At 35.4% G+C, this 21,428-nt stretch carries 21 protein-coding genes; 20 read left to right on the top strand and 1 reads right to left on the bottom strand.

Features of this window, described 5'->3' with window-relative positions; all coding sequences use genetic code 11:
- The first annotated feature begins 1 nt into the window (after position 1).
- From IGJ02_RS10515 to IGJ02_RS10500, 4 genes are all read left to right on the top strand, one after another.
- Positions 2 to 973: a DUF5067 domain-containing protein gene (locus IGJ02_RS10515; RefSeq protein WP_430601942.1), complete on the top strand. Its 972-nt coding sequence runs from the start codon at positions 2 to 4 to the stop codon at positions 971 to 973.
- Positions 973 to 1,707 carry a hypothetical protein gene (locus IGJ02_RS10510; RefSeq protein ID WP_430601941.1) on the top strand — a complete coding sequence of 245 codons (735 nt, stop codon included), beginning with the start codon at positions 973 to 975 and terminating at the stop codon, positions 1,705 to 1,707. Before IGJ02_RS10515 ends, IGJ02_RS10510 begins: the two co-directional genes overlap by 1 nt.
- Before the next feature lie 342 nt (positions 1,708 to 2,049).
- Positions 2,050 to 2,901, top strand: a complete 852-nt coding sequence (locus tag IGJ02_RS10505; RefSeq protein WP_430601940.1) for an HAD-IIB family hydrolase — start codon at positions 2,050 to 2,052, stop codon at positions 2,899 to 2,901.
- A gap of 162 nt (positions 2,902 to 3,063) precedes the next feature.
- On the top strand, positions 3,064 to 4,272 hold the full coding sequence (locus IGJ02_RS10500) for a hypothetical protein (protein ID WP_430601939.1): 1,209 nt from the start codon (positions 3,064 to 3,066) through the stop codon (positions 4,270 to 4,272).
- A gap of 140 nt (positions 4,273 to 4,412) precedes the next feature.
- On the opposite strand, the gene IGJ02_RS10495 is transcribed toward IGJ02_RS10500, so the two are convergent.
- A complete protein-coding gene (locus IGJ02_RS10495) occupies positions 4,413 to 5,171 on the bottom strand; it encodes a MerR family transcriptional regulator (RefSeq protein ID WP_430601938.1) in 759 nt (252 codons plus the stop codon).
- A 192-nt stretch (positions 5,172 to 5,363) separates the two neighbouring features.
- Between IGJ02_RS10495 and IGJ02_RS10490 the strand changes: the two genes are divergently transcribed.
- From IGJ02_RS10490 to atpH, 16 genes are all read left to right on the top strand, one after another.
- On the top strand, positions 5,364 to 5,720 hold the full coding sequence (locus IGJ02_RS10490; RefSeq protein WP_010763276.1) for a DUF1827 family protein: 357 nt from the start codon (positions 5,364 to 5,366) through the stop codon (positions 5,718 to 5,720).
- Positions 5,721 to 5,968: 248 nt separating this feature from the next.
- A complete protein-coding gene (locus IGJ02_RS10485) occupies positions 5,969 to 6,379 on the top strand; it encodes a GtrA family protein (protein WP_010763277.1) in 411 nt (136 codons plus the stop codon).
- An 81-nt stretch (positions 6,380 to 6,460) separates the two neighbouring features.
- Entirely contained in the window at positions 6,461 to 7,933 is a 1,473-nt protein-coding gene (locus IGJ02_RS10480; protein WP_010763278.1) for a nicotinate phosphoribosyltransferase, read from the top strand.
- 129 nt (positions 7,934 to 8,062) lie between these two features.
- Positions 8,063 to 8,890, top strand: coding sequence for an ammonia-dependent NAD(+) synthetase (nadE, locus tag IGJ02_RS10475; protein WP_430601937.1), 828 nt, complete (start codon positions 8,063 to 8,065; stop codon positions 8,888 to 8,890).
- A gap of 545 nt (positions 8,891 to 9,435) precedes the next feature.
- Entirely contained in the window at positions 9,436 to 11,904 is a 2,469-nt protein-coding gene (locus tag IGJ02_RS10470; RefSeq protein ID WP_430601936.1) for an HAD-IC family P-type ATPase, read from the top strand.
- 189 nt (positions 11,905 to 12,093) lie between these two features.
- On the top strand, positions 12,094 to 13,881 hold the full coding sequence (locus tag IGJ02_RS10465; protein ID WP_430601935.1) for a heavy metal translocating P-type ATPase: 1,788 nt from the start codon (positions 12,094 to 12,096) through the stop codon (positions 13,879 to 13,881).
- Between the two features lie 169 nt (positions 13,882 to 14,050).
- Positions 14,051 to 14,281, top strand: a complete 231-nt coding sequence (locus IGJ02_RS10460; RefSeq protein ID WP_425268403.1) for a (4Fe-4S)-binding protein — start codon at positions 14,051 to 14,053, stop codon at positions 14,279 to 14,281.
- Between the two features lie 2 nt (positions 14,282 to 14,283).
- Entirely contained in the window at positions 14,284 to 14,559 is a 276-nt protein-coding gene (locus IGJ02_RS10455; RefSeq protein ID WP_430601934.1) for a GNAT family N-acetyltransferase, read from the top strand.
- Between the two features lie 145 nt (positions 14,560 to 14,704).
- The gene (gene secG / locus IGJ02_RS10450; protein ID WP_010763284.1) at positions 14,705 to 14,941 is read left to right on the top strand and encodes a preprotein translocase subunit SecG; all 237 of its coding nucleotides are present in this window, start codon (positions 14,705 to 14,707) and stop codon (positions 14,939 to 14,941) included.
- 141 nt (positions 14,942 to 15,082) lie between these two features.
- Entirely contained in the window at positions 15,083 to 15,850 is a 768-nt protein-coding gene (locus IGJ02_RS10445) for an alpha/beta hydrolase (protein ID WP_430604099.1), read from the top strand.
- Positions 15,847 to 18,195 carry a ribonuclease R gene (gene rnr, locus IGJ02_RS10440; protein ID WP_430601933.1) on the top strand — a complete coding sequence of 783 codons (2,349 nt, stop codon included), beginning with the start codon at positions 15,847 to 15,849 and terminating at the stop codon, positions 18,193 to 18,195. Before IGJ02_RS10445 ends, rnr begins: the two co-directional genes overlap by 4 nt.
- A gap of 17 nt (positions 18,196 to 18,212) precedes the next feature.
- Positions 18,213 to 18,677, top strand: coding sequence for an SsrA-binding protein SmpB (gene smpB, locus IGJ02_RS10435; RefSeq protein WP_010763287.1), 465 nt, complete (start codon positions 18,213 to 18,215; stop codon positions 18,675 to 18,677).
- Between the two features lie 337 nt (positions 18,678 to 19,014).
- Entirely contained in the window at positions 19,015 to 19,731 is a 717-nt protein-coding gene (atpB, locus tag IGJ02_RS10430) for a F0F1 ATP synthase subunit A (protein WP_010763288.1), read from the top strand.
- 41 nt (positions 19,732 to 19,772) lie between these two features.
- Positions 19,773 to 19,985 (top strand): F0F1 ATP synthase subunit C, encoded by a 213-nt coding sequence (gene atpE, locus IGJ02_RS10425; RefSeq protein ID WP_010763289.1) that lies wholly within the window; start codon positions 19,773 to 19,775, stop codon positions 19,983 to 19,985.
- A 375-nt stretch (positions 19,986 to 20,360) separates the two neighbouring features.
- Positions 20,361 to 20,888: a F0F1 ATP synthase subunit B gene (gene atpF, locus IGJ02_RS10420; RefSeq protein ID WP_010763290.1), complete on the top strand. Its 528-nt coding sequence runs from the start codon at positions 20,361 to 20,363 to the stop codon at positions 20,886 to 20,888.
- Positions 20,875 to 21,417: an ATP synthase F1 subunit delta gene (gene atpH, locus IGJ02_RS10415; RefSeq protein ID WP_010763291.1), complete on the top strand. Its 543-nt coding sequence runs from the start codon at positions 20,875 to 20,877 to the stop codon at positions 21,415 to 21,417. The genes atpF and atpH overlap by 14 nt, the downstream gene beginning before the upstream one ends.
- The last annotated feature ends 11 nt before the right edge of the window (positions 21,418 to 21,428 follow it).

The following is a 21,428-nucleotide window of genomic DNA, read 5'->3' as shown; positions in this document are numbered from 1 at the left end:
GATGGATAAAAAATATATCGGTTGGGTAATCATATTGCTAATTTTTATTAGTGGTTGTTCTGCTAAACTATCAGAGAAGAAAGAATCATTTACTGGAAAAGGAATTACGTATAGCTTTCAATTGCCGAGTACGTGGGAGAAGTCTTTGGACTATAAAGTGACGTATAGTAATGAAGCATTATTCGGAGCAAAAGATACGAAAAGTAATTCAACTTTAATGATTATGGCTGAAAGAAAAGACTTGATTGACCGGACTGATTTTGGTGAACGAATTAGAAAAGAATTACAAAAACAGTATAATTATAAAAAAGCATCAGATATTTTTATGAAAAAGTTTAACGTTGGAAAATACAAAGGATATAAGTATACGCTGGATACAACTTTTAATAAGCGAGACTACTGGCTGCATTTGTATTACATTGAAACAGCTCATGGAATGGTTCAATTGAATTATTATTCAGCAAAAGATGGCAATTATGAAAAACGAGCGAAAATCATTGATGAGTCTGCTCGTTCAGTCAAAGAGATAGAAGATAAAGGCGCGAAAACAGATGAAGAAGAGGGAAACATTGTCTTTGAAAACGATACTCTTAATCTAGCCTTAACGGGTGTGATGAATGTGACGGGTGAAGCAGATCAAAAAGTATTAGCGCTGAGATATACAGTTACAAATAAAGCGAAAGATCAATCAATAAAAGCGAATAAGTGGGATGAAACGATTCAAGTAACACAAAACGGAGTAATATTGACCCAAGGGAGATTAGCGAAGAATAATTCAATCTTAGATATTCCTAAATTGATGGCGCAAAAAGAAGAAGAACTTCCTGCTGGCGGTTCACTTGAGGGCGTGTCATTATACGAATTAAAAGAGGAGGGTGATGTATTGCTGGTTCCTAATAAAACTATTTTTAAAGATGCTAAAGATATTCCGATTGTTGTATTAAATGGTACCGAGAAAGCAGGGGAGAAATAATGAAAAAATCTATTCTTTGTGTGGTATCTCTGATTACGTGTGTCGTAAGTATCAGTGGTTGTTTTTTTAAAAAAGAGGCCGCAAAAGTTGAGCATCAACAATTAATTTGGCATGATTCACGAGAGAAACCATTTGGTACATTTGATTATCCGAAAATCACTGAAAAAGAAGCATTCGATCTATTAAAAACTAAATTTGACGTAAAAGTTCCCAGTTTAATTTTCAAAGTCAAAGAGATGCTGATCGAGGATGTCGGGACTAAAACGATGCAGATTGATGAGCCAGAATACACGATGTATGCTTCAGGAGACGAATTAAAAATGCGTGCGTATTATCCGCTGAATGAAGACAACGAGTTACGAGTATTTGCGTTAGTTGATTTAAAATATTCATTTAATAAAGAGAAGAAAGAAGTTCGTTTGACTTCTCAAAAATTATCCATGACGACTTATGGTGACAAAGTAACCTATCCTAAAGATAATTTTACTGAATTATTAGCTAAAAGTGCAGAAATTATTGAACTTCCAAAGAAACAGTCAGATACAGCCATACAACATTTTAATGCTGATTATAAAGAACTCGACAAACGACCAGTGTCTTCAAAGGCTATTGTTTACAGTAACGATAAAGAAGCAGCAGAGAAAAAGCAGGTATCACAAGCAATTTTGGGTGGATTTGATAGCAAACAAGAATTAAAAGAGATTTACGCAACAATTGTTGATTATACGGATTAACTAGTTTGAAATGAAATAAGCAAAAAGTAAGTGGTTGGGGCAAAAATATTTAACTCCGAGAATAACAAGGAGTTACTTCTGATCCTAGCGTTTATTCGGATTCCTTGAGGCTGAGATATGACTCGTACAGTCATATCTCAGCTTTTTTAGAGGTTAAAAAATATTCATAGAAAAAAGCATCCATTAAACGTTTATGCTATACTCAAATATGTGAATTAAAATAAAATGATAATCAAATAAGCTTCTGTTAAAAAACAGTCTGGCGGAGAATACTTAAGGATAGATTGATTCTTTGAACACACCGACATAAGAAGTGGACTATTAAGTAAAGGAGTAAATTAGATGAATGTTGTTTTTTGTGATATAGATGGAACGTTTCAAGATATTGGAGGTGCAGTACCCCAGATCAACTATGACGCAATTTATGCGTTACAAAATCAAGGGGATCATTTTGTTTTTATTACTGGAAGAGGCTACGCGCAATTGACAGAATTAATGGATGAACTAGAAAGCGAGTGTGACGTTATTTTCAGTAATGGCGGCGGGTATAAGCTTGTTGGTCAACCTATTCAGTATAATCATTGTCTAACGATCGAAGAAAGCCAAAGGGTCATTGCTATTTTAGAAGCACGAAACATTTTTTATCATGTCCATACGAATGAGGGAATTATTTTAAAAGCAGTTGAAAATTACGCAACGAATATTTTAGCATTGAGACAAAAACTTCAATCAATGGGCGATACAGGAAAGCAAATCATGGATTTTAAAGAAGAGTTTTTTAAAGAACAATGTCAGCATGTTGAGGATCCATTTACTTATTTGGCTGAACATCCAGAACTTAAGGTGATGAAGATAGAATTGATGGAAGCAAGTGATGAAGAACATGAAATATTACGGGAATTATTAGGTAGTGAGTCTGCGGACGTTTTTTCTTCCTTTATTCAGTGCCTAGAAATCGTTAATCCAAAAAGTAGCAAAGGCAATGCTATCAAAGAATTTATGAGAAAATTTCCAACAGCAAAAAGTTATGGTATCGGTGATGGTGAGAATGATTTAGCGATGTTGGAAGTTGTAGATATTCCAGTAGCCGTAGGAAATGCCAAAGAAATCGTTAAGGAGCAGTGTCAAAAAATTATCGGAGACTGTTTAGATGGTGGTGTCGGTCATTTCATATTTAAAGAGATCATTGAGTAGACAGATTAAAATTCAGTCACTTATACAATAAGATCTAACGTAAAATTTGTTGGAGTTGATCAAAAGTGTTTGGCTTTCAAGGAGCAAAGCACATCAAATTCTAAGTGTTAAAACACAAATGTCCTAATTTTAGAGTGAATTTTTAAATTTGGAGGAGTAGTAATGAAAGAAATTCAAGAGAATGTTGAACATGATTTAGAGTATTACCAGTCAGGAATCAGACAGTTATATATGAAACATTATCAAAAATATTTATTTATCATACTGGCTATCCTACTGGTAACGGTTGTTGGGATCGGTTTATCTGAATCATTGGTTAAATGGTTGTTAATCGTGTTGTTTTTGATTGAGGCAGGACTTGTTGTCTACTTACTTCGTTACCTGAAAGCAGAAGCTTTTGAAAATTATTTTCAACGAATCAAAGCACAGTTGCCAGGTGATTTTCACAAGATGGAGTCAATTGAAATTCAAGAAGATGATCAAGCCTATTATTTTTTAGATGATCAAGCTTTGTACGTTAAATTAAAAAAGAAAAATACTCGAAACTTTCCATCAAAAATCAGACAATATACATTGTTAGTTGGTTTTACAGATGAGTTGGATGAACAGATGCTAGAATCTCCACTGCAATTTTTTTATTATGATATTACCCAAATCAAACATTCAGCAAACTATAAAAAGGAAATGCTAAAAAATACTAATTTTATTGCAAAAAGGAAAAAAAGAAGAATAAAATCGGCAATTTTCACTATTTTGATACTCGCATTGGTTGGAACATTCGTTTACTTTGGTGCAAAAAAATACTTGAATGATACTGGTCGACTGTTATTTGAAAAACAGGTGGAACAAGAATACCAAGATAAAATTGGTCAGGAAACACGAGTAAGAATCAGCGAGCTATCTGTCACGAATGAAGACGAAACGCTTAAAATTGATCTGCCAAAACATTTTCATGAGGAAGAAGGGTCCTTACTTTCAGTAGATAATATCAAGGGACAATCTAGTAAAACATTTACTAGTGATGTGCTTTATATTTCCCTATTTATGAGTGAAGCAAGGAATGCATCTAGCTTATCAGACTTTGTAAACCAAGTAATGGAAGAAGAAGGAAAAAGCATTAGTCAAAATAATGGGAAGAAGTTGCATCCTGATTTGTTTAAAAATGAATATATTGTAACAACCAAAATAAGTGAAAACGGGCAAGATGGAGCAAATAACTATACGACTTATTTTTTTGAAACAGATCGTAATTATGGCTGGATCATGTGTGAAATCGATTATCGATCTGAAGCGGCTGAACTGAATTTGGATCAGCAAGTACATGAACTATTGCGTTCGATCGTAGTTGATAGAGATGAAACAATCATTTAAATAAGAAAGAACCCCTCAAAATTTAGTAACTTTTCAAAGGATAGGTGAAAATCAACCTTTTTTGAGTCAATCCAAATGAGGGGTTCTTTTTACGGGCAACATAATTTATGAATCAGGAATTATTTATACGAACGCGCTTTTTAGTTGGCGAAAGCTTGAATGATTTTGTTTAGTGTTTGGGCGGCAGATTCTCCAGCTCGTTCATTGTAGTAGGAGGCAAATCGTTCGTCACCTACGTACATTTGACCTAGACTTTTGTGCAGTTCAGCTGAATAAACAGGAGAGGTATAGCTTAGCCATTCTTTATGCTTTAGAAAGACAGTTTCTGCTTCTTGTGAGTGGTAATCATTATTTTTCATCACGATTTTTAAAGCTTCAAACATTTCTTTTTCAGTAAGTTCCATGCCCTTAAAGTCTTCTTCGCTTAAATTTAGCCACTTTTGATTAGATGCTTTTATAGTTTCTTCTCCGTATTTTTCCCGTATTTCTTTGCCATATGTTTGCTCATTTTCTTGTAGTTTTGCTTGTTTGAATCCTACGAATTTTTCTTTGTCAGTCATAGTGATTTCTCCTTTTTGATAACGCAACGTTTTTTCTACAGTCAGGATCAGATGATCGATTTGCTGGCGTTTTTCCAATAATTGCTGATAATGATCTTGTAACGCGTGTTTTGGATCATAGTTTGGCGTCTCTAGTACTTTTTGGATGTCTTCTAATTTCATATCTAAAGAACGATAAAAAAGAATTTGCTGCAGCTTATCGATTTCTTTCGTACCATAAATACGATAACCAGAAGAATTGATGCGCGCCGGTTTTAATAGATGAATCTCATCATAATAACGCAAGGTTCGAGTGCTGATTCCGGATAATTCGGCAATCTTTTTAATAGTGTATTCCATCAGATTCCCTCCTGTATGTATATAGCATAAACCTTTACATAACGTGAAGGTCAAGCATTTTTTTTTAGAATAACATAATTTCTTGCTTTTTTTGTTGAATATCTTTTTTTTGATTTACAAAGAACGAATGAAAGAGTAAAATTTTTATGTAAAGTTATCCAGATAAGTTTAAATGAATAAGGAGCTGATACAATGAAATTAATCGAGACACCGATCAACAGAAATTTAGATTTGGAGTATTTTTATCCCAATATCACTAAATTCGTTTTTGGTACAAAAGCAATTAAATTTTTTAAATTATATGCATTAGATCGCACTCAAATCGTATATGCTGATGCGTTTGATAAAATCGATATCATTATGATTAACACGAAAAAGAAAATTACAAAAAAAGAAGTTGATTACGTCATTAAAAGACTTTTGAATACGACAAGAGAAGAAGTGACCGTTCATATTGGTGTTAAAAATGAAATGCAGCAAAAAGGCTATTCTTTTAGCGCACCTAGAAAAGATATTATTGTGATTCAAAAAAATGTTGATGTAGCATAACAATAAAACACCCTGCTAAAAGCTAAATTGCAACTTTTTGTGGGGTGTTTTATTTTTTAGGTAAGTTGATTTTACTATTCTTCACAGTAAAGTGACCAGAATCTGCTTATTTTGCTCTGATCCTTTTTTATAATAGTTAGAAACGTTTATTTTTTCAACAAATAATCAATTATGAGAAACTAGAAAATCAGTGGGATTTCAAGTCTATTTTTGATAAAATGAAAGAGTCATGAAAGGAAGCGTAAAGGTTGAAAGCATTATTTCATAAATATAAAGAAGTGATTTCATATTTAGTTTTTGGAGTAGCTACAACGATTGTTAATATTGTTATTTTCTTTATCTGTAAAGATATATTAGGAATCGACTATAAAATAAGTAATGCAATAGGCTGGTTTTTATCAGTACTTTTCGCATTTTTCACAAATAAGTACTTTGTGTTTGCGAGTAATCATGAAGATATTGGTTCTTTTATTAGAGAAATGCTACTGTTTTACTGGTATCGTATCTTGTCTTTTGTTGTTGATATGGCCTTGATGGTTTTAATGATCGAAGTGATGCACATCTCAGATTTTTGGGCAAAAATGGTGACTCAAGTTGCAGTGGTGGTATTGAATTACTTTTTCAGCAAGTTTTTTATCTTCAAGAAAAAAGAATCTTAAAATCAGTTTTTAGTTAAAAAGACAGTTTTTTGTTATAATAGAAATTAAAATTCTAGAAAAAATAAAGGATGGCATAGTAAGATGACAAAAGTTTATGATGATGATAGCTTAACGTTACATACGGATCTATATCAAATTAACATGATGCAAACGTATTGGAAATTAGGTAGAGCAGATTTACATTCGGTTTTTGAATGTTATTTTCGGGAGATGCCATTTAATCATGGCTATGCTATTTTTGCAGGCTTAGAGCGATTGGTCGATTATTTAGAGAATTTAACTTTTACAGATACAGATATCGCTTATCTTAGAGAGGTAGAAGATTATCCTGAGGATTTTTTGACTTATCTAAAAGAATTTGAATTTAAATGTACCGTTCGTTCTGCATTAGAAGGCGATTTAGTTTTTAACAACGAGCCCTTGATTCAGGTAGAAGGTCCTTTGGCTCAATGTCAGTTGATCGAAACAGCTTTGTTGAATATGGTCAATTTTCAAACATTGATTGCAACAAAAGCAGCGCGTATCAAGTCTGTGATCGGAGAAGATCCTTTGATGGAATTTGGGACGCGTCGTGCACAAGAATTGGATGCGGCTGTTTGGGGTACTCGTGCGGCATACATTGGTGGAGCGGATGCGACAAGTAATGTTCGAGCTGGTAAAATTTTCGGTATTCCCGTCAGTGGAACACATGCTCATTCATTAGTACAATCTTATGGAAATGATTATGACGCTTTTACAGCATATGCTCAAACTCATAAGGATTGTGTCTTTTTGGTTGATACTTACGATACCCTAAAATCTGGAGTGCCAAGCGCGATTCGTGTAGCAAAAGAAATGGGTGATAAAATCAACTTCCTCGGAGTTCGCCTTGATAGTGGAGATATGGCTTATATTTCAAAACGAGTGCGCGAGCAGTTAGATGAAGCAGGATACACAGAAGCTAAAATATATGCTTCAAATGACTTGGATGAAAATACTATTTTAAGTTTAAAAATGCAAAAAGCAAAAATCGATGTTTGGGGCGTAGGAACAAAGTTGATCACGGCTTATGATCAACCGGCTTTAGGCGCTGTATTTAAATTAGTTTCGATTGAAGATAAAAACGGTAAAATGAAAGATACGATCAAGCTTTCCAGTAATGCTGAAAAAGTCACAACTCCTGGGAAGAAACAAGTATGGCGAATCACACGCAAATCAGATAAAAAATCAGAAGGTGACTATGTCACACTGTGGGATGAAGATCCTCGTAAACAAGAAGAAATCTATATGTTTCATCCAGTGCATACATTTATCAACAAAACAGTCAGAGATTTTGAGGCGAGAGCTGTTTTACAAGATATTTTTGTTGAAGGAAAACGTGTTTATGAAATGCCTACCTTAGAAGAAATCAAAAGTTATGCAAAAGAAAATCTTGATTCACTTTGGGAAGAATATAAGCGTGATCTCAACCCACAAAAATATCCAGTAGATTTATCAACTGAATGCTGGAATCATAAAATGCGCTTACTGGAAAAAGTACGCGTAGATGTAAAAGCATTAAGTGAAGGCAAATAAATAGTATCTAACTACACAAATCAATTCTTAGTAAAATAGCAAGGAAACAAAGAATGTTTCGTTGCTAATTTACTGATTATCAACAGGATTAACCGATTTGTTCCGCTTTTAAATTAGGAGGGATTTTCTATGGAGTCACTACAAAAAGCAATTATTGAAGAATTAGGTGTAAAACCGCAAATAGATCCGCACGAAGAAATCAGAAAAAGTATTGATTTTATGAAAAGTTATTTATACAAATATCCATTTTTAAAAACTTTTGTTTTAGGGATCAGCGGAGGGCAAGATTCCACGCTAGCTGGTCGACTTGCACAACTGACTATGGAAGAGATGCGTGCAGAAACAAAAGATGACCGCTATCAGTTTATTGCTGTCCGTTTGCCGTATGGTGAGCAAGCCGATGAAGCGGATGCTAAAAAAGCGTTAGATTTTATTCATCCCGATATTTCTTTGCGTGTAAATATCAAGCCAGCAATTGATGCATGTGTTCTTTCTCTTGAGGAATCTAGCGTTCCAATCAGCGATTTCAATAAAGGGAATATGAAAGCACGTCAACGGATGATCGTTCAATATGCGATTGCAGGAGAAAAAGCAGGTGCTGTAATTGGGACAGATCATGCAGCTGAAAACATTACTGGTTTTTATACAAAATATGGAGATGGCGGTGCAGATATTTTACCATTGTTCCGTTTAAATAAGCGTCAGGGAAAAGCATTGTTGAAAGAACTAGGCGCGCCTGCTGAATTGTATACTAAGATTCCAACAGCTGATTTAGAAGATGATAAACCATTAGTTGCAGATGAAGTAGCACTTGGTGTAACGTATGATGATATCGATGATTATGTTGAAGGCAGAGCCGTATCGGATAAAGCAAGAGAAACGATTGAAGGATGGTATAAAAAAACGCAGCACAAACGTCATATGCCGATTTCAATTTTTGATGATTTTTGGAAATAAGCTTCAGAAAGTTGGCGGGATAATATTTGGTGCGAACCTCAAGTGCCCATGAAATCACTAGGGGATCCGCACCAAAATTGAAGATGAAAATGCCTTGATTTAGCTGTTTTTCTCATTTTATTTTAATAATCCCTTAGATTTATAAAGGAAATTCGTTATTATAAGTGGTTTTAGTTAGATTAAGTGCCTTTTTCACAGTCTCACTCTGTTATGGAGTGAGTGGATTGAAATGTTTTTTTAGCTTTATCTATAACAATACCTACGTTAGTCTCACTCTGTTATGGAGTGAGTGGATTGAAATATTTGAAGCTGATGGTGGTTTTCTTTTTGCTTCACTCTGTTATAAAAGCCAACTCCAGAAAAATCAAGTAAAAAGAAAGACTAAAAATATTAGCCTTTCTTTTTTTACACCTAACATTACGCTAAAATACCTTCATTTTGTTCAAATGGTTAAAAAAAGTGTAAAATTAAACTAGTTATCTGAAATACTGGGTAAACTACTCTACAATTGGTTTAACAATAGTAATAAGAAGGTGAATGAAAATATGAAAAAATTGTTTAGGAAAAAAAGAGATATCGATAACGAGGCGTTTCTTTCATCTGAAGAAACGATAAAACCTATCAATCATAGTGATATTCGGATTCCCACTGATATTAAAGGGCTATCTGATCAAGAAGTACAACAGCTTATTGCAGAAGGTAAAACCAACAAAGAAGTTGAGGATTTATCTAGAACAACGAAGCAGATCATTTTAGATAACGCATTGACATTATTCAATTTTATTAACTTGTTTTTAGCAGTTGCAGTATTCGCTGTTGGTTATCCCAAAAATGCATTGTTTTTCTGGATTATCATTATCAACACAGCAATTGGTGTGATTCAAGAAATACATGCAAAGAAAACCATCGATAAACTATCAATCGTGAATAAAACAGAAGTAATGGCTTTGAGAGAGAATCGACTGACAAACATTTTTCAAGATGAAATTGTTTTAGGAGATGTCTTAGTTTTGACATTGGGAAATCAAGTTCCTTCCGATGGTATTGTCCTTCATGCAGAAGGAATGGAAGTAGATGAGTCCTTACTAACTGGGGAATCAGATAAAATCACGAAACAAAATGGTGACAAAATCATGAGCGGAAGTTTTATAACTTCTGGCTTAGGTTTTGTTGAAATTACTGCTGTTGGGGAAGATAATTTTGTTTCCAAATTATCTAAAGAAGCGAAAACAGAAAAGCATTCGACTTCTGAACTAATGAATTCTCTAAATCTTTTAATCAAAGGGCTGACATTTGCGATTGTTCCAATCGGATTATTGTTATTTTGGTCTCAGTATCAATCGACACAGTCATTTCCTAAAACGGTTTTAGGTGTTTCTGGTGCATTGATCAGTATGATCCCAGAAGGATTGATGCTATTGACTAGTGTAGCCTTTGCTGTTGGTGCAGCCAATTTAGCTAGAAAACAAACCTTGATCCAGCGACTATCGTGTATTGAAACACTCGCGCGGGTAGACACCATTTGTTTGGATAAAACAGGAACCATTACAGATGGCACTTTGACTTTCAAAGAACTGATTCCTCAAGCTGGTTTTCCCGCGAGTGAAATCGAACGTGCTATGAGTGAAATGATGGCAGGACTTTCCGATCAAAATGCAACAGCCAAGGTTCTTAGAACTCGGTTCCCACTTTCTCAATCCACTTGGAAAGTCAAAGAAGTTATCCCTTTTTCATCGGATCGAAAATGGAGTGGTGTGACGTTTGAAGAAAAAGGATCATTTGTAATGGGTGCGCCAGAATTTATTTATTCTGAAGTACCAGACGACTTACGAGAAAAATTGGCTCCTTATAATGAGCAAGGAGATCGTGTTCTTATTCTGGTTCATTTTTCCGAAGAATTGAAAAGTCCAGAACTACCACAAAAGAAAGAAACGGTTGCGATTTTCATTATTGCCGATACGATACGTGAAAATGCTGTCGATACATTCTCTTATTTTGCGAAACAAGATGTAACGTTAAAAGTTATCTCAGGTGATAATCCAATTACGGTATCTCAAATAGCGAAACAAGCAGGAATCGCAGGAGCAGAAAACTTTGTGGATATGAGTACAGTTTCTGATTCAACCAATTTTAATGAGTTGGTGGAAAATACAACTGTTTTTGGTCGAGTAACACCGTATCAAAAAAGAGAATTGATTCAAGCGTTAAAACAAAATGGGCATACAACATGTATGACAGGCGACGGTGTGAATGATATACTTTCATTGAGAGAAGCAGATGTCAGTGTGGCAATGGCTAGCGGAAGCGATGCGGCCCGAGCAGTTTCTGATGTTGTATTATTGAATTCTGATTTTAGTTCAATGATTCAAGTGCTGAATGAAGGGCGTAGAGTAATCAATAACATTGAGCGAGTTGCGTCAATGTATATGGTAAAAACGATCTATTCAGCTATCCTTGCTGTAACATTTATCTTTTTATTTTTACCGTACCCATTTGCGCCGCTACAATTAACACCAATCAATACACTAACAGTCGGAATACCTTCTTTTATTTTGGCATTAGAACCAAATTATCAACGAATAAAAGGACACTTTTTGACGAATATATTGCGAATTTCAGTCCCAGGAGCGCTGACAGTTGTTTTTAACATTTTAGTGCTACAACTTGCTGGAATTTGGTTTGATTTATCACATCAAGACGTTTCTACGATGTGCGTGTTGCTTACGGGTTGTGTAGGATTTCAAGTGTTGATAAGAGCTGCGCGACCACTGGATTTGAAAAAACAGATCATGATTGTATTATTATTGATTGCCTTTCTTGTTTGTTTCTTATTCTTTGGGGACTTCTTTATGCTAACATCACTATTTACAAGAAATGTTTTATTCTACCTTCCACTGATTCTTGGCAGTAGATCCATATTTAATTACATTTCATTGTTTATGACCAGAGCAATCTATGAAATTGAGAAAAGGAAAGAAAATAGGCGAATCAAGAAGAAGAAGAGAGTCATTTAAAATCATAAAGAGCTAGAGAGCAAATCAAAAGCATTTTTTACTTTTGTTTTGTTCGCTAGCTTTTTTTATTTGAACAAAGTCTAATGAAGAATGACATTCATTTTCATTTAAGTCCTTTAATTTTGTTATTGTGTCAACTGAGTGTAATCTAAATGTAGAGAAGGGAACTTTTCAAAAGGAGTGGTATAAATGAAACACTTAACCAAATTGATTATTACGATCATAACAGGAATTTTAGCGTTAGTATTTGAATTTATTTTTCATCAGCCAACGTGGGCTTTTGGGATCATCGTCATTACGGGGTCTGTCATGGCATTTTCAATGTTAGTAGAAATGGTAAAAACCTTGAAGTCTGGAAAATATGGGGTGGATATTTTAGCGATCACAGCAATCATCGCAACCTTAGCAGTTAGAGAATATTGGGCAAGTTTGATGATTTTGATCATGTTGACAGGCGGTGATTCTCTTGAAGATTATGCAGCTAAAAAAGCGAATAAAGAATTAAGAGCATTGTTGGATAATTCACCTCAAAAAGCACATCAGTCAATTAATGGCACATTGATAGATATTATGGTAGAAAAAGTCGCAATAGGAGATGATCTGCTTGTTAAACCTGGAGAAATAGTTCCTGTTGATGGCCGTGTGACAAAAGGTGTATCGGTAGTTGACGAATCTTCTTTAACTGGGGAATCACGACCTGTAAATAAAAAAATAGGGGACTCCTTGATGTCTGGTTCGATCAATGGGGACAGCTCATTAACCATGAAAGCTGAAAAAAGTGCAGCCGATAGTCAATATCAAACGATCGTTAAATTAGTCAAAGAATCAGAAGCACAGCCTGCTCGTTTTGTACGAATGGCCGATCGTTATGCCGTGCCATTCACTATTACAGCGTATGTAATTGCCGGAGCTGCTTGGTTTATTTCAAAAGATCCGACTAGGTTTGCTGAAGTCTTAGTTGTAGCATCGCCGTGCCCGTTGATTTTGGCTGCTCCGATTGCGTTAGTTGCAGGCATGAGCCGTTCAAGTAGGAATGGGATCGTTGTAAAAACAGGAACGACTTTAGAAAAAATGGCTGAAGCAAAATCAGTTGCATTTGATAAGACAGGTACGATTACTAAAGGAGTCTTGTCAGTTGACAAAATTGTCTCTACAAGTGAGATTTCAGCGGATAATCTACTGATATTGGCAGCAAGTGCAGAACAAGAATCCAGCCACATTTTAGCTCGATCACTTGTGTCATATGCTTCTTCCTCAGTATTGAAAAAGGTTTCTGAATTAGAAGAAGTAACGGGTTCTGGTGTTAAAGCGATAATCGACGGGAAAATAATTAGAGTAGGGAAACCAACGTTTGTTTCACAACAAAAAATTGAAGAAGTAGCAAATCAAACTATTATTTACATTTCTCAAGATAATCATTATCTGGGTTATATCACTTTTACTGACAGTATTCGTCCAGAAGCCAAAGAGACGATGAACCAATTACGTAATCTACAGGTAAATCACTTGTTGATGTTGACAGGTGATCATCAACAAGTGGCAGATGATATTGCAAAAAAAGTCGGAATTTCAGTGGTTTATGCAGAATGTTTGCCTCAAGATAAAATCGATGTATTAAAACAACTATCAGATGATTTGCGTCCTGTGATCATGGTTGGAGATGGCGTAAATGATGCACCTTCTTTAGCGATTGCGGATATAGGAATTGCAATGGGGGCTCACGGGGCTACTGCAGCAAGTGAAACAGCTGATGCGGTAATCTTAAAAGATGATTTAGAAAAAGTCAGCATAGCCGTAAAAATTTCTAAAGATACGATGAAAATTGCTAAGCAATCTGTTTTGATTGGCATTCTGATTTGTACCGTTTTGATGCTAATTGCCAGCACAGGCATTATTCCCGCTTTATTTGGCGCGGTTTTACAAGAAGTCGTAGATACTGTTTCAATCCTTTCTTCTTTAAGAGCGAAAAATGATTAAGAGTAATGCTAGCAGCCTATTTTCTAAAAGAACAGATAGTTGCAACTATTCTTTTAAATTGCTAAAATCAACTTATCAAAAACATAAAAAAACGAATGTAATTTTATGATTCTAGGGGGAATAGGTAGTGGATGGAAGCAAAATAAATAATAAAAGTGTCAATGAAGAAATGCTTTTAGAACAAGGGTATCGTAAATATTCAGGAGACGGTTTAGATATTTATTATAGCAAGGATATTTGTGCCCATATTGGCAATTGTGTCCGCGGTAATCCAGATGTCTTTGAAGTCGGCCGTCGTCCATGGATCATTGCGGATAATGGTAGTATTGAAGACGATATTCGAGTGATCGATACATGCCCTAGTGGTGCTTTAAAGTATATTCGAAAGGATGAAAAATAATCATGGAAATTAAAGAAGAGAGCAACCGTTTTGTTTTATTGAATGATGAAAATAAAGAAATTGGCGAAATGACTTGGTCAGATGCAGGAACTGAAATGATGATCATTGATCATACCTTTGTTGACCCTGCATATCGTGGACAAAAATTAGCAGAAAAACTAGTGTATAATGGCGTGGAAAAAGCACGTCGAGAAGGCAAAAAAATCATACCCTTATGTCCATTTGCTAAAAAAGAGTTTGATAGTAAACCTGAATATGGTGATGTGTTAAGAACCTGATTGTTAGTTTTGATGTGTGCTAATTTTTACTTTTCACTAAATAATAGATGAAAACAATCAAGCTTATGTAAATACAACTGGTATTTGTACGAAAAATATGCTAAAGTATAATAGATGTATTTTGTGAATAAGGGAGAATTAGACTATGTATAATTTTATTTTAACACTTGTGATCATCCTTTCAGTAGTGATGGTTATTGCCGTTATGATGCAGCCAAGTAAACAAAACAGTGCAGCAAGTGCATTTACAGGTGGCGCAGATAAACTTTTCGGTAAACAAAAAGCACGCGGATTCGAAGCTGTTATGCAACGTGCAACAGCAATTATTGGTGCTATTTGGATGTTACTATTATTTATTTTAGTATTATTATCATCAAAGTAAGACCTTTGAAGTCCCTCATTTACTGAGGGATTTTTTTTCTTTTAAAAAATGAATAACCTCATATGAAAAGTTCTTGGAACATCTTTCTTTTCATAAGGTTTTCGCTAGATAATGTGCTAAAATGGGGATGAGGTGAATTAGATAGTGAAAAAAATAAGTCTACCTAAACCATTATTTACACAAAATGGTCCCCGTGCTGTATTACTTTTGCACGCATATTCAGGAAGCAGCAATGATGTTCGGATGCTGAGTCGTTATTTAGAGAAAGAAAATTATACGGTGTACTCTCCTAATTTTTCTGGTCATGCAACCATCGCCCCAGAAGATATTTTGGAAAAAACAACCAATGATTGGTGGCAAGATACAGTGGATGCTATTCAATTTTTAAAGGACAAAGGATATCAGGAAATTGCTGTTTTTGGTCTTTCGATGGGTGGTATTTTTACGATGGGCGCATTAACAAGTCAACTAACAGGAATTATCGGTGGTGGTTTTTTCTGTTCACCAATTTTTCCAGTAAAAAATAAAGTGCCAGAAAATTTCGTTCTTTATGCTGATAAAGTGTTAAAGACAGCTGGCGTTTCAACTGAAGAACGAGCAGAACGAATGGTAAAAATCAAAGAAGCATCCTACGTTCAATTAAAAGACATTGAGTCTTTCTCTGAGCAGACGGCTAATCAACTTGGTCAAATTAACGTTCCTGTCTTTATGGCACAAGCTGGAAAAGATGAAATGATTGATCCGATGGGTGTCTATCAGACAGCTCATGTACTGACCCAAACACGATTTACATTAAACTGGTATCCAAATAGCGGACATGTGCTGACCATTGGACCAGATCATAAACAACTAGAACAAGATGTATTCGCATTTTTAAATACATTGTCTTGGAATGAGGAGAATAAATGACAAAACAAACAATCAAGGAGAAAATCCTATCTTTTATGGAAGACCATACGAAAAAAAGTTTTTCCATGGAAGAAATCGCGGAAGGCTTGCAATTGCAAAAGAGCTCAGATTTTAAGCTGTTAGTTCAAACTATTGCAACGATGGAGCGCGAAAAATCAGTAGAATTTAATAAAAAAGGTAAGATTCGTTTACCACAAAATAATGGGGATATCGAAGGAACTTTTCGTGCAAATGAGCGCGGTTTTGGTTTTGTGACCATCGACCCAGAAGAGGCTGATGTCTATATTCCAAAAGAAGCTGTCAATTTTGCGATGGACGGTGATATTGTCGTAATCGATATCGTTCAACCAGCCGATGCTTTTTCTGATCGTGGAGCTGAAGGAAAAGTCGTGGAAATAAAAACTCGTGCGATTACTCAAGTCGTTGGTGAATTTATTGCCTATGATGAAAAAGAAGTAAGTGAAACCGATCTATATGGCTATGCAGTTCCAAAGGATAAAAAAATGACAGGTCTAACATTCAATATTGCTGCTCAAGGAATCAAACCAGTTGACGGGAGTATTGTAATCGTAGAAGTAACGCATTATCCTGAAAAAGAATACCCAAAGAGCTTAGAAGGAATCGTCAAAAAAGTAGTCGGCCATAAAAATGATCCAGGAATGGATATTCTATCGATCGTCGTGGCTCACGGCATCCCAACAAGTTTTCCAGATGAAGTGGTCGCTGAAGCTGACAAAGTACCTGATGCAATATCAGATGATGATATCAAAGGCCGTAGGGACTTACGTGATCAAATGATTGTCACAATTGATGGAGAAGACGCCAAAGATTTAGATGATGCAGTGACGGTACGAAAATTAGAAAACGGTAATTATTTCTTAGGTGTGCATATTGCAGATGTTTCTTATTATGTTACTGAAGGCAGTGAGTTAGACCAAGAAGCGTATGAACGTGGCACGAGTGTTTATTTAACTGACCGTGTTGTGCCAATGATTCCGCAACGTTTGTCAAATGGTATCTGTTCATTAAACCCTAACGTGCCAAGACTTACAATGAGTTGTGAGATGGAAATAACACCAGAAGGTCACGTAGTGAAGCATGACATTTTCCAAAGTGTGATCCAAACAACTGAACGAATGACTTATACAGCTGTCAATGAAATTTTAGAAGAACAAAAACCAGAAACCATGAAGCGTTATAAAAAGTTAGTAACGATGTTTAACGAAATGGGCGAACTGCATCACATTCTTGAACAAATGCGGGAAAATCGTGGTGCGATTTCGTTTGAAGACAGAGAAGCCAAAGTGTTGGTTGACGCAAATGGACATCCACATGATATACTACTTCGCACGCGTGGGGTAGGTGAACGCTTGATCGAATCATTTATGTTAGCAGCGAATGAAACAGTTGCTAAGCACTTCAATGAATTAAAATTACCATTTATTTATCGGATCCATGAACAACCAAAAGAAGAAAAAATGCAACGTTTCTTCGATTTTGCAGCTGTATTGGGCATTTTAGTTAAAGGAACAAAGGCAGACATTACACCAAAAGACTTACAAAAAGTTTTGGAACAAGTTGCTGACAAACCTGAAGAAGCAGTTATCAATACAATGTTGCTACGCAGTATGCAGCAAGCGCGTTATTCAGAAGATAATTACGGTCATTATGGTTTAGCAGCGGAGTATTATACTCACTTTACTTCACCGATCCGTCGTTACCCAGATTTGATCGTTCATCGATTGATCCGCAGTTACGAAGGCAACGTTTCAGAAAAACTAAAAGAAAAATGGGAACAAGATTTACCAGATATTGCTGATCATAGTTCGAGAATGGAACGTCGGGCAGTTGAGACAGAACGTGAAGTTGACTCAATGAAGAAAGCAGAATTTATGGCGGATAAAATTGGTGAAGAATACGATGGTGTCATCAGCTCGGTGACTCGTTTTGGACTGTTTGTAGAGCTACCGAATACGATTGAAGGCTTGATTCACGTTAATAATCTAAAACAAGATTACTTCCATTTTATTGAAAATCATATGGCTCTTGTTGGTGAACGAACAGGAATGACTCTAAAAATCGGTCAAAAAGTCAAAGTTAAAGTAGACAAAGCAGATCCTGAAACCAGAGAAATCGATTTTGAATTTCTGGAAGCTGAAGAAGTTGAAAGAATCGAAGCACCAAAACAAAAGAAACGTCAAGATGGACGTCGAAAACGGACTTCTGACCGTAAAGTTATGGATAAAAAACCATTTACTCAAAAGAAAAACAAGAAAAAGGGCAAAAAACCATTTTATAAAGAAGTAGCTAAAAAGAAAAAACCGAAGAAACAAAAGAAAAAATAGAAAACGGAGGAATGGGTATGCCAAAAGGGGAAGGCAAACTGATTGCCCAAAATCGTAAGGCACGGCATGACTATACTGTTGTTGATACAATGGAAGCTGGGATTGTTTTACAAGGAACAGAAATCAAATCAATTCGAAATGGACGAATCAATTTAAAAGACGGATTTGCTAGAATCAGAAATGGAGAAGCTTACCTGCTCAATGTACACATCAGTCCTTATGAGCAGGGAAACATTTTTAATCATGATCCTTTACGGACAAGAAAATTATTACTGCACAAAAAACAAATCGCTAAATTGATTGCCGAGACAAAAAATACAGGGATCACGATTATCCCGCTAAAAGTTTATATCCGTAATGGTTATGCTAAAGTTTTAATCGGTCTTGCAAAAGGGAAAAAGCAATACGACAAACGAGAAGATTTGAAGCGTAAAGAAATCAATCGTGAAATTAACCGGACACTTAAAAATAATTTAAGATAATTTATCAAAATTCGTGCATTTTTGCATGAAATAAAACCATTTTAAAGTTGATTTTATTCTTTTTCGCATATTTATTTTCTTTGCTTTATCTTAAGCGGAAAATTTGGTAGAGTGTAAAGGAAATGATGAGTTTTCATCGTTTTTTCAGTAACTGACCTTCGTACTGCCAAACACCAAAAGGACTCTATTCTTTTAATATTTTGTCATATTAAAAGAAGTGTCCAATTTTCATGAAATTCTTTTGAAATTATTCATCGTTGGTGGTATGATACGTGTGGTTAAGAAATAGAAGCCTTTTAAGCTTCTCGCAAGTTTGTTGGAAAAGAGGTGAAATAATTTGGAAGAGAAGACACTACTCTTCAAGATTGGGCCAATTTGGTTTGACGGAACGATTTGTTTAATGGTTCTGTTAACATGTGTCATTGTCTTTGGGATAGTATATTTCTGCACAAGGAATATTCAAATGAAACCTAAAGGCAAACAAAATGTCATTGAATATCTCATTGATTTTGTTCGAAGTATCATTACCGACAATATGCCGAGTAAAGAAGTAACAAATTTTCACCTACTAGCATTCACGATGTTTATGTTCGTTTTAGTTGCTAACATTATTGGTTTAGTAACGAAAGTGGCAATCGGGGATTACACATATTGGAAGAGCCCAACAGCCGATCCAATGGTTACCTTGACATTAGCATTGATCATGATTGCTTTAACACATTTCTTCAGTGTTAGTCGTTTTGGCTTAAAAGGATATTTCAAAAACAGCTTTTTAAGTCCGGTATCTTTCTTAATGCCGATCAAGTTGATGGAAGAATTTACGAACTTGCTTACGTTGGCACTACGTTTATACGGAAATATTTTTGCCGGTGAAGTATTACTTGGACTAATTGCAGGACTTGTATCCAGCGTTGGACTTTGGACAATTCCACTCGCAATACCGCTAGAGATGATTTGGTTAGCCTTCTCATTATTTATCGGCGGAATTCAAGCATTTATTTTTGTAACATTATCAATGGTTTACATGGCTCATAAAGTTGAAGTCGAAGAATAAACAATAAATAAAAACAACTATTTCTTAGGAGGAAAACAATAATGAATTATATCGCAGCAGCAATCGCAGTTTTCGGAGCAGCAATCGGAGCCGCTTACGGTAACGGAAAAGTTATCTCAAAAACAATCGAATCAATGACACGCCAACCAGAAATGGCTGGACAACTAAGAACAACAATGTTTATCGGGGTTGCCTTAATCGAAGCGGTTCCTATTCTAGGTGTAGTTATTGCATTGTTATTAGTGCTTAAATAATCTCTTTAGAAGGCAGGACGCTGAGTTTTTAAAACGCCACGCGTTACTGCTTTCTTTGCTGCGAATCACTGCGACTGCCTCCGGCAGAGCAGATGATGAGCAGTACTTGGCGAACGAAGAGAGAGAAGTAACCGATTAAAAGAACCATCAAACTTCTCCAAAATAAAGCAGACCACTCAAAATATCAAGTATACTTCAAAAGTTCTAACCAAAGGCAGAGCAGATGATGAGCAGTACTTGGCGAACGAAGAGAAAGAAGTAACAATTAAAAGAAACATCAAATCATTCACCCAAAAAAGGTGAATCAAACCATACAAAGAACGTAATTCAACAACATTACCAAAGAGAATTGCAGAGAAAGGAAGTTGAAACTTCATGCTAGATTATTTAGTAATCGGTGAAGCAGGACCTAGTACAACAATTGGAACGATGATTGTCGTAAGTGGCGCTTTTCTAATTTTGATGCTTCTAATCAAGAAATTCGCTTGGGAAGCAATCACTGATATGTTAAAAAAACGTGAAGATAAAATTGCCAATGATTTAGATTCTGCAGAACAATCTCGAATAGCAGCCGCTAAGTTGCAAGAAGAACGCCAGCAAAAATTGCTTTCTTCTAAATCTGAAGCAGCAGAAATTATTAAACATGCGAAAGAGAACGGAGATCAAAACCGTCAAAAAATCTTAGCAGAAACCAATGATGAAGTGTCACGTTTACGAGAAAAAGCACGTCTTGATATTTCTCAAGAGCATGAAGAAGCATTGGCGTCTGTTAAAGATGAAGTAGCGAGCTTGTCTCTACAAATTGCAGAGAAAATTTTAAATAAAGAATTGACACCTGATGCACATGATTCTTTAATCAATTCTTATATTGAAGGTTTAGGTAAGTCAAATGAAGTTAGATAAGTATACGGTAGGTAAACGCTATGGCAAAGCTTTGTTTGAACTGGCAATTGAAAATGAAGAAGCCGACAGCATTTATCAAGACTTATTAAAACTTAGAGAGATTTTTCATGAAGTTCCAGAATTAGGAGAGATCTTAAGTGACGTCCGTCTTGAACCATACGAAAAAGACGAAATCATGAAACAATTAGTTAACGGTTTTGATGGAACAATCGAAAACTTCTTATATGTTGTTTATAACTACTCTCGTATGATCGATTTATTATTGATGATCGATGAATACGAAAGACGCTACGATGAACATAAGAGCTTGCTTTTAGGCACAGCTTTGACGGCTGTTCCTTTAACGAAAGAACAACATCAGTTAATGGAAGAAAAAGCAGCAAAACTTTTAGGGTATGAACAAGCTAATTTAATCAATCTGATCGATCCTGAAATTGTTGGCGGCGTAATTATAGAGGCTAACTATAAAGTAATCGATGGTAGTATCCACAAGCAATTAGAACGAATCCAAGAATTGTTATTAAAATAACGTTCAGCACA

This window comes from Enterococcus sp. DIV0724b, assembly GCF_050531475.1.
Taxonomy (GTDB): Bacteria; Bacillota; Bacilli; order Lactobacillales; family Enterococcaceae; genus Enterococcus_L; species Enterococcus_L haemoperoxidus.
The sequence above is the reverse complement of the archived record's forward strand: the minus strand, read 5'-3'. Positions and strand labels throughout refer to the sequence as shown.